Here is a 12209-nt window from a genome sequence, read left to right on the forward strand (position 1 = left end):
TTGGCAATCCGGGTGAGCAGCACAACGCGTCCTGAAAAACGATCGACCGGATTTCCTTCATTCCCCTCGGAACAAGCAGTAAATCGGACTTGCTTCGGTTGCAGGCATGCGCCCTGTCAGTGCGGCATCGCTGAGAGGAGTTGGGTCAAGCGCGCCTAATCGAGTGGTTCAGTGCGCGCAGCGACATGCCCCTCGCGCCCGGCTGCCCGGCCGCAGGCCAGTGCCGCCAGCACCACCAGTGTGAAGAACACGCCCAGCGTGGCCGGATGGCGCGCCACGTCGTGCAGCACGCCGACCAGCAGTGGCCCGAGCGAAGCCAGCGCATAGCCGACACCCTGCGCCATGCCGGAGAGTTGTGCCGCCACGTGCGGATCGCGCGAGCGCAGCACCAGCAATGTCAGCGCCACGCTGAACGTTCCTCCCTGCCCCAGACCCAGCACCACGGCCCACAGCCATAGCTGCGATAGCGGCGCATACAGGCAGCCGAGCAGGCCGGCCAGCGTCAGCACCAGCATCCAGGCAATGGCCGCACGCTGGTCGCGCCCGCGGGTGGCCAGCCATGGCCCGGCCAGCGCGGTGACAAGCTGCACCAGCACCGACAACGACATCATCCAGCCCGCCTGGAGCGGCGTCAGGCCACGATCGATCAACAGCGTGGGCAACCAGCCGAACACCGCGTAGGCCAGCGACGACTGCAGGCCCATGTAGCCGGTCACCTGCCAGGCCAGCCGATCGCGCCACAGGCTGCTGACACGGAACACCTGGCGGTGGCCGCCCCGGTCGGCGCGGCGCAGTTGCGGTGCCCAGAACAGCACGGCAATCAAGGCTGGCAGCGCCCAGAACGCCAGCGCCGCCTGCCAGTGACCGCTGGCGAGTCGTAGCGGCTCGGTCACCCCGGCGGCCACCGCCGCGCCCAGACACAGCGCCATCGTATAGAGCCCGGTCATGGTGCCCGCCTGCTGCGGGAAATCGCGCTTGACGATACCGGGCAGCAACACGCCGGCAATACCGATCACCGCGCCCGCCAGCACGGTGCCGACATAGAGCGCCGCGTACTGACCCGAGGCACGCAACAGCAGCGCCGCCGCCAACACGAGCAAGGCACCAAGGATCACCCGCTCTGCACCCCAGCGCCGCGCCAGCCTGGGGGCCAGCGGCGCGAACAGCCCCAGGCACAGCACGGGCAGCGTGGTCAGCACGCCAGCCGCCGCCGAGGACAGGCTCAATCCTTCGCGCACACTACCGAGCACCGGCGCCACGCTGGACAGCGCGGGCCTGAGGTTGAGCCCGACCATGAACATGCCGACCAGCAGCCAGAGCGGATTGAAGCGGCGTGGTGGCTTCACACCGGCATCGTCGACTTCGGCATCGATCAGCATACCCGAGGTTTGCGTCATCGTTCAGCCTCCAGCCGTGCCAGCGTCGGTCCGATCACCGCCCTAGCGGCCTGCGCCGCCAGCTCGGCGTCCCCCGCGGCGATGGCGTCGACGATGGCGGCGTGCGCCGCGTGGTCTGGTTCGGGCAGGCTGGTGTCGTCGAGCGTCACGCGCAGTGCCTGACGGATCGATTCGGCGCAGAAATCGTAAAGCGCCGCCAGCGGTGCATTGTGTGCCGCCGCCGTCACCGCGCGGTGGAACGCCATGTCGCGCGTGATAAAGCCATCGAGCGGTTCATCCGTTGCCCGTTCGCCGCGGGCCGCCAACGCTGCACGCAGGGCAGCCAGATCGGCATCGTTGCGCCGCAAGGCAGCCAGCCGGGCCGACTCCACCTCCAGCATGGCGCGGGTTTCCAGTTGCTCGACAAGGCACGCCTGGGCCAGCGCGCGCAAGGCCTGCGCCGGATCGAGCCGGCTTGCCACATAGGTACCGTCGCCCTGGCGCACCGACAGTACCCCGCAGAACGCCAGCACCCGCACCGCCTCACGCACCGTGTTGCGGCTCACGCCCAGCAGCGCGGCGAGTTCAGGCTCGATGGGGATACGGCTGCCCAGTGGCCAGGTTCCGACAATGATCCGCTCGCGCAGTGCATCGGCGGTCAGCTCGACGAGAGAAGGTTTGTAGATGGGCATCGCAATTAATTCATCCAATGATTGGATGAATTTAACAGGATCTCTCCTTGCAGGCGAGCACCGATGCGCAAGCGTGGCCGCCTGTCAGGAGGTGCTGTTGTGTTGTTTTCAATTGCCGTCAGCATTTCGCAATAGCAACACCCTCGTGTCATCCAACTCTGTTGAATGCGCAAGGTAAATCGCCTGATCGACGACCCTGTCCGCCAGCTCTCAAACGCGCTGCCCGACAGCAAAACAGGCAAAGAATTGAGGGGCGCCAGCACCACGCTTCTCAGGCTGATGCCATCGACATGCCGCCCGTCGTAACACGGATAAACCCGCTTGCAGCAAGATCACGACACGCCTAGCTTTTTGTTTCAAAACAAGAAAGTAAAAAGAAACCATCCCGCAAGCGATGTCCGGGACGGCGCAGCCGGTCGGCGCCCTGGAAGGGTACGGCTGACCACCGGCGAGAGAACGAAAGTGAGGTAAGCGGTATGGCTACCAGACCAGATCCGGATTTTGATGCGCGCAAGGCCATGCAGTTTTTGCAGGAGAGCAAGCTGATCGATCTCTCCATGCCGGTCGAACGCGTGGTCGGTGCTGTCAGCAAGCTCGAACAGGTGGCCGGCTACGTGCTCGCCTGGGAACGCTACGTGCTCGTGGTCGCCAAGGACATCGAGCAGGAAGTGATCCGCGAATGACGTGCAACGGCGATGCCGGAATCCAACCCGGCATCGCCCTTCAACCGCCACGAGAGCCTTCCCATGCCTCCCTCTTCCGATCCTGATCCGGTTGCACTGCGCGCGCTGGTGGCCCAGCTTCACGACCGCAGCGTGGCTTGGCTGTGCCGCAACCTCGACTGCTTTTCGCCGTTGACAGCGCCAGCCGACGAGGGGCCCTTTGCGCACAAGGCCTTGCTGGAGCTGGCGCTGCTCGCCGCCTACATGCATCGGCTCGATCCGGCACGGCTCTCCAGCGAACGCGAGGCAATGCTCGACCACGTCGCCGCCATCGCCGCACAGCCGGCCTACTACGAGCTGGCCGCGCGCGATCACGGCGCCTTGCTGCTCTATGGCCTAACCTACGCCGCGCTGCACCTGTGCAACCGCGAACACGCCGAGTACCGGCATGTGCTGGCACAAAGCCTCGCCACCCGGCACGCGTTGCTGGCCGAACGTATTCCCTACCGCCAGCTCGACCTGCTGCATTTCCTCGCCTTGTCCGAACTGGCGCACGACCGCCCCGGCGCCGCGGCCACCTTCCGCCACACGCTGCTGGCAGGCCGCCCCAATGTGGTCGAGCTCAGCGACAGCGATGCCTACGCCATCACCCACACGCTGTTCTACATGACCGATTTCGGCCTGCGCCGCGCAGATTGGGGTGATGACTTCGCCCAGCCCGACGCCGCCACACTGGTCGAGGCACTGCTGCGCCACTACCGCCAGAGCGGCAATGCCGATCTCGTCGCCGAGCTGATCGCGTCCACGCTGTGCCTCGGCAGCGCCCGGTCGGATGAGCTGGCCGCAGGCTGGCACTACCTCGCCGCGCAGCAGGAAGCCGACGGCCGCATCGCCGGCCCCGCCGGCATCATCGACGAAGCACGCTGTGAAGCAGAGCATGGTGCGCCGTACCGGCAATGGAAGACGGCCTATCACACCAATATCGTGGTCGCCCTTGCGGCGGCGATGTGGCTGCGTGCTGGCCGCGGCGACTATCCGCTGCCACAGCCCGGCACTACCCAGCCGCAACCGGCCTGCCCGGTCACGCCGTATCGTGATGCCCTCACCTTCCTTTGTACCCATGTCGATGATGACGAGCTGAAGCTGGCTGCCCGCGCCGGGGCTGGGCTCGCGCTCGGTATCGCGCTGCCAGCCGATCACCGCCCGGCCGATCACCTGATCGCGCCCGCATTGCGGCGGCTGGCGCAACGCATCGACGATGCAGCCGAACCCCAGTCGCTGTGGGACGAGATCGGTGCGGATACCAGCCTGCTGCTGGCCTGGGCGCTGCGCAGCCACGCCATCGAATGCGCAGCGCTGAATGCGCTGTTGTCACACCTCTCCGGCCAGATCGGCAGCGTGGATCTGGTGCAATTTCCGCAAGCCTGGCCGGCCTGCGCCTTCCTGCAACGTTTGGGCTGGATCGATCCCCCGTCGGCCATACCGCCTCGCATCGCTACAGCCAGGACAGGCGACGAACCAGTGCTCAGCTACGCCACGCGACTATTGGCACTCAGCGGTGGCGACCCGGCAAGGCTGGAGGGCGCTGGAGACATCGCTGCACTGACCACCGAACTCATCACCAGTTGCAAGGATTACCGGCTGGTCGATGCCGCGCTGCTGATCCGAACGCTGGCGCTACTGGGCCAGCGCGACGACCGGGTGGTGCGCGACGCCATCGCCTACCTGCTGAGCCAGCAGAACGCCGTCGGCGCCTTCGGTTACTTTGCCAGCAACGCCGACGAAGCCACCTTGCTGCCCTTGCGCCTGAACTGGACGCTGGCAGTGCTCTGGGCGCTGTGCGATGTCGAGCACGCCGAGCAGAGCGTCAGCCGGCGCTTTGCCGCATCCGCCTGAGCAGTTCAACGGGGTGGGCGCTTCAGGCGATCACACGATGTCCGGCGCGCCGTAATCAAGCCACAGCGCTGCTGCATGCGCTTGGCGCTCGCCTTGCCGCCTTGTCATCTATACGTCTCAAAGTCGCAATCAGCATGACAAATGGCTGGCGTAATTTTCCTCCGCCCGCAGTTGCGGGTCATCTAAACCTCTGGAGGAAATCATGGCAAGTCGATGGTTACGGGGCTTATGCCTCGCGCTGCTGTGTACGCTGGCCACCTGGGTGCACGCTGCCCCCAAGGTATTGCTGGTGGGCATGGACGGCGCGCAATACGAAAAGATGCAGGCATTGCAGCTGCCCAACCTGGCACGGCTCAACGTTACTCGCGCCTACACCGGCGGCGTGAACGGCACCAGCAGCGCCCAGCCCACCGTCAGCGGCCCGGGTTGGTCCACCATCCTCACCGGCGTGTGGATGAACAAGCACCAGGTCACCAGCAACAGCTCGGGTCTCGCCAATCCCCAGTATCCCAGCCTGTTCAAGCGCATCCGCGATGCCCGGCCCAATGCCTACATCGCCAGCGTGACCGACTGGGCGGCGATCAACCAGCAGTTCTTCACCAACGATGTGGCCGGCAACAACTTCAACGCCTCCGGCTGGACCGATGCAGCCGTGGCCGACAAAGTGGTCGAGCTGCTCAAGACCACGCCGGCCGACTTCATCTTCCTGCACTTCGACGATCCCGATCACGCCGGCCACGACAGCGGCTTTGGCACCGCCTACAACGATGCGCTGCGGAACACCGACGCGCGCCTGGGCCGCCTGCTCGATACCGTGCAGCAACGCCAGGCGCAGACCGGCGACGACTGGCTGGTGCTTGTCACCACGGATCACGGCCGCGAAGCACCATTGGGCTACAACCACGGCAGCCAGACCACCAGCGAGAAGACCATCTTCATCGCCAGCAACAAGGCGATGAATGCCGAGTTCACCCAGTTCGTCAGCAGCGTACCCAACCAGGACTTCGGCGGCCTGTATGGCTACGCGCCACAGACCTGGATCGCCCCGACCGTGCTGCGTCACCTGGGCATCGAACCCAAGATGGAGTGGCTGCTGGACGGCGCGCCGCTGCTCGGCGCCGAGCCCGTGCGCAAGCTGATGCCCGCCACCAGCACCAGCCAGACCTTCAGCTGGTACAGCCTGCAATCGGGCATGGTCGACATCGCCCGCAACGGCAGCGTGATCGCCAGCGTGCCGGCGATGCAGCAAGGCTACCTGGACAGCGCCGCCCCGGAAGGTTCGCGCGACTACACGCTGACGTTGAACGGCACGCCGATCAGCCTGCGCCTGGGCAGCGCCGCCGTCCGCACCACGCTGGACTGGGATGCCACGCGCAGCTACTTCTTCCTCAAGGACGGCAGCTACGTGCGCTACAACCAGACGCTGGATCGCGCGGACAGTGGCTATCCGCAGCCAGTCACCGACAGCACCTGGCCCGGCCTGGCCGCTTACAAGGACCTGCTGGTGGGCGGCTTCAGCAAGGATGCATCCACCGCCTACTTCTTCCTCAGCGACGGCCGCTACCTGCGCTACAACAAGAGCGCCGACAAGGTCGACGCCGGCTACCCCAAGGCGATCGATAACAGCAGCTGGCCCGGCCTTGGCACCTACGCCACCCAGATCGCCGCCACGCTGCGCTGGACCGGCAGCAAGGTGCAGATCTTCCTCAAGGATGGCCGCTACCTGCGCTACGACCTCACCGCCGACAAGGTCGACACCGGCTATCCCAAGCCGGTGAACGACAGCAGCTGGCCGGGTCTCGGTGCCTACGCGACGCAAATAGCCGCCACCTTGAAGTGGGACGACACCCGCGCCTACTTCTTCCTCAAGGACGGCCGCTACATCCGCTACAGCATCACCAGCGATCGTGCCGACGCGGGCTACCCGCAGGCAATCACCGCCAGCAACTGGCCGGGACTGCTGCCGCAGTAAGCCGTGTCGTGAAGTTGAAGTGAATCGGGGCTGCACTGCGGCCCTGATTTCATTTCTGCCAGCGCCGCGAGCTGGCGTTGCCATTCCACCCTCGGAAGTCGCCCCCACGCCTACACCCCAGCATTAATGTGCAGCTACTGATCACTGATCCCACGCAAAAAGGAAAGACTAAGCCGCCCACTGGTATGGCCTGCTGACAGGAATTGGGCCCGCCAACCTGCAATGATTAAAACAAACGCTGCAGTCGGCCCAGCGGCTGGATCGCATTATCGATCTGTCAATTGCGTATGACGTCTGAAAAAGAAAAACCGGCGAATACCACCTCACCGGTTTTTCTTCTGGCATGTCAAACAGAGGAGATCTACCCGCTTATCTCAATGCCGCAAGGAAAGCCTCATCCTCAAGCAGCAGACCGATGAACTTGCGGAACAGGCCTTCATAGTTGTTCGCTGCCAGCGGAATAGCCACGGCACCTATAAAGGAGGAATCCCAGGAGCTTTGCGCAGTAAAGTCCTTGGCAAAGCGCTGCTCTCCATCCTTGGTCACGATCACCCGCGCAGAAAGCATGGCGGAGCCGGTGCCTATGGCAGGATCAAGATCCGTATCCAACAAGGTGCCGGTAATCGTTGCCTGCGAAGCCGGATCGAAGGAGTTAGCCGCCTTCAGTTCTTCGATCAGTGAGGCACGAAGATATTGCGTAAAGGAGCCATCTGTAGGCGCCTTCAGGCTGTTGGCCCCACGCAGTGAAAAGGACTGGTCCTTGCCAGCCGGAAGGCCTTCGGCAGGCTTGAATTCACCTACATTGGCCGGGCTGACCTTTGCGGCACGAAGCCGCATCGTATTGTCGAGGCTGGACTGCGGCGGCCCCATGACGAGCTGGGCGCAGCCGGTCGTGAGCAACAGGGAACTTACCGCCAGAAGCAGCGCCAGTGTGCGTTTGATGATCATATTCAGTTTCACTTGAAGTTCGGATCGTGAGAAAGGTCTTTCAGGGCGTTGTCCACGATCTGGCGCGTCATGGTACGAACCGCCTCATCGCCATCTTTCGAAGGAATGGCGTTTTCAGGCGGATTAGCATTGCCAATCGTAGCGTGAATGGCATGCCGCACTTCCTTATTCACCGGCTGAGCATCTCCCGCAGGCAGATAGGTCAATTTACAGACATAGCCATCCGTGACGACGCTGCCTGCCAGACCGAATGTCAACCCGGTGACGAATCCTTTCCCTTCCGGGTTATCGGTTAGCGGGATGTTGTTCAACACAATATTCAGCAGTGCCCCACCAGCCGGGCCATCAATGCTGGAAAAAAGCCCGCTCTTCTTGACTTGTTCGGCGACCTGATCCTTGAGATAGGCCGTCGCTGTGGCATTCGGCGCACCCTTGGTCTGAAACTCGAACTTCAGTTGAACCGGCTGTGGTTGAGCAACTGGCTTGATATCGCCCGGCTGAATATCGCGCGTAGCGGTATCAACATACATGCTTGCACAACCACTCATCAGCATTGTCGCGGCGAGCGCACCGACCATTAACACCCGCTTAAGCATCTGATTTTGAAGCGATTGATTTTTACTCATTGGCCCCCCTTTGGATTTCTTCGAGTAGATCATTTAGTTGTCGTATCAGCTGTCCTGAACAGCGAGCAGGATTCTAATACCAAACAGCTAATATGTCCTTTCTACTCAAGGGGCATTTGATCAAAATCGCAAACTTACGGAAAAGGCCTGCTCAGCAATCTGAGCCACGTGCCAATGCCGGTAAATTGGCCGTTCCGCGATGCACTGCCAACAAGCGGATTACGTTCGCGACTCTGGGCTCACAACCGCTTCACCACCCACTTCAGCCCATCATCCTCGGGATGGGGATGGATTTCGAAGCCGAGGCGCTTCATGAAGTTGAGCATAGTCTTGTTGCTGGTCAGCACCTCGCCTTCGACCAGATCGAGGCTCATATCGCGGGCAGCGGCGAACAACGCTTCCATCAGCCGGCCCCCCAGGCCTTTGCCCTGCATGCTGTCGGCGATGACGATGGCGAATTCGCAACTGTCGTAGTCCGGGTTCACGGTGAAACGCGCCACACCGAGGATGCGCTCGTCCTCGCCTTCACCGAGCGTACCGACCAGCGCCACTTCGCGGGCGTAGTCCATCTGGGTGAAGCGGGCCAGCATCGATTGCGGCAGCGTTTTCAGCGTGTTCATGTAGCGGTTGTAGCGCGTCTCGTCCGACAGCTCGGCAACGAAGGCCGCCATCATCTCGGCGTCTTCCGGCCGCACCGGGCGGATGGTGAGCGGCACGCCATTCTTCAGCTGGGTGAGCTGTACCAGCTGCGATGGATAGGGATGGATGGCCATGTGCTGGTAGCGGCGAGCCTTCTCTTCCACCGGCGCGACGACCAGGCGTGCGTCGACCGCGATCACGCCGCTTTCATCGGCCACCAGCGGGTTCATGTCGAGCTGCAGCACCTGCGGCAGCTCGCACACCAGTTCGGACAGCCGCAACAGCACGTTCTCCACGGCCTCCAGGTTCACCGCCGGCTGGTTGCGGAACGCCTCCAGCATCTTCTTCACCTTGGTGCGGCGCATCAGGTTCTGCGCGAGGTATTCATTGAGCGGCGGCAGCGTCACCGCCACGTCATTGAATACCTCGACCGCGATACCACCGGCGCCGAAGGTAATGACCGGGCCAAAGGCCTTGTCGCGCGCCACGCCCAGCATCAGTTCGCGACCGAAGCGGCGCTGGTGCATGGGCTGAACGGTGAGGCCGCGGACCGCATCGCCAAAGCGCTCGCGGGCACGGGTGAGCATGCGATTGGCCTCGGCAGCGACAGCAACCAGGCTCTGGATATTGAGCACCACGCCGTCGATGTCGGTCTTGTGGGTGATGCCCTCGACGTCGAGTTTCAACACCACCGGCAGGCCCAGGCCCATTGCCACGGTCACCGCCTCGTCGGCGCTGGCGGCGCGCAGCGTCGGCGTGACCGGGATATGGAAGGCCCGCAACACGGCCTTGGATTCGATCTCGTCGAGTGCGCTGCGGCCCTGCGCCAGTACCGTATCGATGATGGTGCGCGCGGTATCGAGATCGGGGCTCTCCCATTCGCCGAGCGGCGCGGCGGTCTGCAGCAGCAGTTGCTGGTTGTACTGCCAGGAGGCGAGCGAGTAGAACACCTCGACGCCGTGCTCGGGGGCGTTGAAGCAAGCGGTGCTGGACTTGGCGAGCAGCTTGCGGCTGCCCTCCACCTTGCGCCCGCCGATCCAGGCCAGCAGGATGGGTTTATCGGTGCTGGCCCGCAGCGCGATCATCGCCTCGGCCGTGGCCATGTGGTCGGTACCGACCTGCGGCGTGAACACCACCACCACGCCATCGACCTGAGGATCGTCCAGCACCGCCTGGGTGGCGAGGCGGAAGCGCTCGGCCGAAGCATCGCCCAGGATGTCGACCGGGTTCACCGTCACCGCCTGTGGCGGCAACAGCGCCTGCAGCCGCGCCTGCGTTTCCGGCGCCAACGTCGGCAATTGGATGTGCAGATCATGTGCGCGATCGACTGCCATCATGCCCGCGCCCATGCCGTTGGTGAGGATGGCAAGCCGGCGCCCCTTGGTGCGGTAGTTGCCGTTGACCACCCGCGCGGCAATGAACAGCTGGTTGATCGAGCGGATACGCAGCACGCCAGCACGGCGCAGTGCCGCCTCGAACACGTCATCCCGGCCGATCAAGCGCTCGCTATGCGTGCGCCCCAGCGCCACCTTGTCGTCGTAACGCCCCACCTTGAGCACCATCACCGGCTTGGTGCGCGAGGCCGCACGCAGCGCGGACATCAACATCCGTGCATCGGCCACATCCTCGAGGTAGAGCAGGATGGAGCGGGTTTTGGGATCGGAGACCAGGTAATCGAGCGTTTCGCCGACATCAACATCCGCCTCGGTGCCGAGCGACACCACGCTGGAAAAGCCGACATCGTGCGATTCAGCCCAATCGAGGATGGCCGAGGCCACGGCCGACGATTGCGACACCAGCGCGAGGTTGCCGCCCTTGATCTTGCCCTGGTAGTGCGCGCCGATCATGCGCGCGATCGGCCGGGCCAGGCCGAACACGGTGGGGCCGAAGATGCGCAGCCCGTACTGGCGCGCACAGGCGCGCAACTGGTCGAGCAGCACGCGCGATTTCTCGTCGGTGCCGACGAAGTCGCACGACATGATGGCCACCGCCGCCACGCCATGCTTGCCGCATTCCTCAACCAGGGTCTTCAGCGTGCGCGTCGGCGTGGTGATGATGGCAAGCTCGGGCGCGGGCTTCACCTGCCGCACATGCTTGACCGCCTTCACGCCCATCACCGTGGGGTGGCGCAGGTTCACCGGATGGAGCTTGCCGGCGTAACCGCCCTCGATCAGGTTGGCGAACACGGTCTTGCCGACTGCGCCCTCGGTCTCGGAAGCACCGATCACGGCGACCGATTTGGGATCGAACAGCGGTGTGAGGTAGTGCTGCTTCATGGTCAGGCTCGGCGTGGCGGGAGATCACAGAGGATGTGCATCGATTGTAGCGGCTGGGTGTGTCATGTTGGTGCAGCGCTGCGGCAGTGTTGCCGCCGATCAAGGCCGCACGCACCCGCATTCCGGCAGCGAGATGGTTCGGCACAGTGGCAGGCAAAGGCGATTGAAGCACGTGACGTGCCAGGCACCCGCCTCTATCATCGCCGGCTTCCCCTCCTCCCCTGCATTGCGGCTTTCACCATGCCCTATCTCGCCTTGATCACTGTCGTCTGGGCTCTCTCCTTCAACCTGATCGGCGAATTCCTTGCCGGCCAGGTCGACAGCGACTTCGCCGTACTGGCGCGAGTGCTGATCGCCGGCGCCGTATTCTGGCCGTTGCTGCGCCCTGCGGGCATGCCATCGCAGCGCAGCGTCGGCACCATGGTGTGCGGCGCGCTGCAGTTTGGCCTGACCTACCTGCTGCTCTATCGTTCCTTCGCGTTTCTCTCGGTGCCGGAAGTCTTGCTGTTCACCATCTTCACGCCCATCTACATCACCTTGCTGGATGACGCATTTGCCCGACGTTTCTCGCCACGCGCAGCGCAGGCGGCACTGATCGCCATTGCCGGCTCGGCCATCATCCGTTTCGACGGCATCAGCAGCCATTTCCTCACCGGCTTCCTGATGCTGCAGGCCGCCAACCTCGCCTTTGCGCTGGGCCAGATCGGCTACAAGTGGCTGCTGCTGCGCTACCCCAACCCTCGACCGGCGCGCGACAGCTTCGGCTGGTTCTTCGTCGGCGCGCTGCTGGTGGCCCTGCCCTCGTTCCTGATCTTCGGCAATCCGGCCAAGTTGCCGAGCACCGCCACGCAATGGGGCGTGCTGCTCTACATGGGCCTCATCGCCTCGGCACTGGGCTTTTTCTGGTGGAACAAGGGCGCCAGCCTGGTCGATGCCGGCACCCTCGGCGCGATGAACAATATGCACATTCCGGTAGGCATCCTGCTGCACGTATTGATCTGGGGTCAGGACGAAAATCTGGGCCGTTTGGCCTTGGGCGGGGCAGTGATCGGAATGGCAGTGTGGTGGAGCGAGCGAAGGCCCCGCATACAAAGATGATGTTTTTCTTACAAACAAGAAAAT

Annotated in this window: 9 protein-coding genes; 4 read left to right on the plus strand and 5 right to left on the minus strand. The window is 63.6% G+C overall.

What is annotated here, in order from left to right:
• Positions 1-155: 155 nt before the first annotated feature.
• Together FLM21_RS14510 and FLM21_RS14515 are read right to left on the minus strand one after the other, a co-directional pair.
• Entirely contained in the window at positions 156-1397 is a 1242-nt protein-coding gene (locus FLM21_RS14510; protein ID WP_148716255.1) for a CynX/NimT family MFS transporter, read from the minus strand.
• Positions 1394-2068, minus strand: a complete 675-nt coding sequence (locus FLM21_RS14515; RefSeq protein ID WP_148716256.1) for a FadR/GntR family transcriptional regulator — start codon at positions 2066-2068, stop codon at positions 1394-1396. The genes FLM21_RS14510 and FLM21_RS14515 overlap by 4 nt, the downstream gene beginning before the upstream one ends.
• A gap of 476 nt (positions 2069-2544) precedes the next feature.
• Between FLM21_RS14515 and FLM21_RS14520 the strand changes: the two genes are divergently transcribed.
• The 3 genes from FLM21_RS14520 to FLM21_RS14530 all read left to right on the plus strand — a co-directional run bounded on the left by FLM21_RS14520 (position 2545) and on the right by FLM21_RS14530 (position 6598).
• Positions 2545-2751: a hypothetical protein gene (locus tag FLM21_RS14520; RefSeq protein ID WP_148716257.1), complete on the plus strand. Its 207-nt coding sequence runs from the start codon at positions 2545-2547 to the stop codon at positions 2749-2751.
• A gap of 63 nt (positions 2752-2814) precedes the next feature.
• A complete protein-coding gene (locus tag FLM21_RS14525) occupies positions 2815-4626 on the plus strand; it encodes a DUF6895 family protein (RefSeq protein WP_148716258.1) in 1812 nt (603 codons plus the stop codon).
• Positions 4627-4828: 202 nt separating this feature from the next.
• Positions 4829-6598 (plus strand): alkaline phosphatase family protein, encoded by a 1770-nt coding sequence (locus FLM21_RS14530; protein ID WP_148716259.1) that lies wholly within the window; start codon positions 4829-4831, stop codon positions 6596-6598.
• Positions 6599-6967: 369 nt separating this feature from the next.
• On the opposite strand, the gene FLM21_RS14535 is transcribed toward FLM21_RS14530, so the two are convergent.
• From FLM21_RS14535 to FLM21_RS14545, 3 genes are all read right to left on the minus strand, one after another.
• The gene (locus FLM21_RS14535) at positions 6968-7546 is read right to left on the minus strand and encodes a hypothetical protein (protein WP_148716260.1); all 579 of its coding nucleotides are present in this window, start codon (positions 7544-7546) and stop codon (positions 6968-6970) included.
• An 8-nt stretch (positions 7547-7554) separates the two neighbouring features.
• Positions 7555-8205: a hypothetical protein gene (locus tag FLM21_RS14540; RefSeq protein ID WP_222846706.1), complete on the minus strand. Its 651-nt coding sequence runs from the start codon at positions 8203-8205 to the stop codon at positions 7555-7557.
• A gap of 206 nt (positions 8206-8411) precedes the next feature.
• Positions 8412-11087 carry a bifunctional acetate--CoA ligase family protein/GNAT family N-acetyltransferase gene (locus FLM21_RS14545; protein ID WP_148716261.1) on the minus strand — a complete coding sequence of 892 codons (2676 nt, stop codon included), beginning with the start codon at positions 11085-11087 and terminating at the stop codon, positions 8412-8414.
• Between the two features lie 240 nt (positions 11088-11327).
• On the opposite strand from FLM21_RS14545, the gene FLM21_RS14550 reads away from it, so the two are divergent.
• Entirely contained in the window at positions 11328-12185 is an 858-nt protein-coding gene (locus tag FLM21_RS14550; protein WP_148716262.1) for a DMT family transporter, read from the plus strand.
• The last annotated feature ends 24 nt before the right edge of the window (positions 12186-12209 follow it).

The sequence above is a fragment of the Chitinolyticbacter meiyuanensis genome, assembly GCF_008033135.1.
Taxonomy (GTDB): Bacteria; Pseudomonadota; Gammaproteobacteria; order Burkholderiales; family Chitinibacteraceae; genus Chitinolyticbacter; species Chitinolyticbacter meiyuanensis.

What these genes read in the sequence shown, in the direction of transcription:
- FLM21_RS14510 (WP_148716255.1), bottom strand. Translation starts at nt 1,397, where the DNA reads ATGACGCAAACCTCGGGTATGCTGATCGATGCCGAAGTCGACGATGCC.
- FLM21_RS14515 (WP_148716256.1), bottom strand. Translation starts at nt 2,068, where the DNA reads ATGCCCATCTACAAACCTTCTCTCGTCGAGCTGACCGCCGATGCACTG.
- FLM21_RS14520 (WP_148716257.1), top strand. Translation starts at nt 2,545, where the DNA reads ATGGCTACCAGACCAGATCCGGATTTTGATGCGCGCAAGGCCATGCAG.
- FLM21_RS14525 (WP_148716258.1), top strand. Translation starts at nt 2,815, where the DNA reads ATGCCTCCCTCTTCCGATCCTGATCCGGTTGCACTGCGCGCGCTGGTG.
- FLM21_RS14530 (WP_148716259.1), top strand. Translation starts at nt 4,829, where the DNA reads ATGGCAAGTCGATGGTTACGGGGCTTATGCCTCGCGCTGCTGTGTACG.
- FLM21_RS14535 (WP_148716260.1), bottom strand. Translation starts at nt 7,546, where the DNA reads ATGATCATCAAACGCACACTGGCGCTGCTTCTGGCGGTAAGTTCCCTG.
- FLM21_RS14540 (WP_222846706.1), bottom strand. Translation starts at nt 8,205, where the DNA reads ATGATCTACTCGAAGAAATCCAAAGGGGGGCCAATGAGTAAAAATCAA.
- FLM21_RS14545 (WP_148716261.1), bottom strand. Translation starts at nt 11,087, where the DNA reads ATGAAGCAGCACTACCTCACACCGCTGTTCGATCCCAAATCGGTCGCC.
- FLM21_RS14550 (WP_148716262.1), top strand. Translation starts at nt 11,328, where the DNA reads ATGCCCTATCTCGCCTTGATCACTGTCGTCTGGGCTCTCTCCTTCAAC.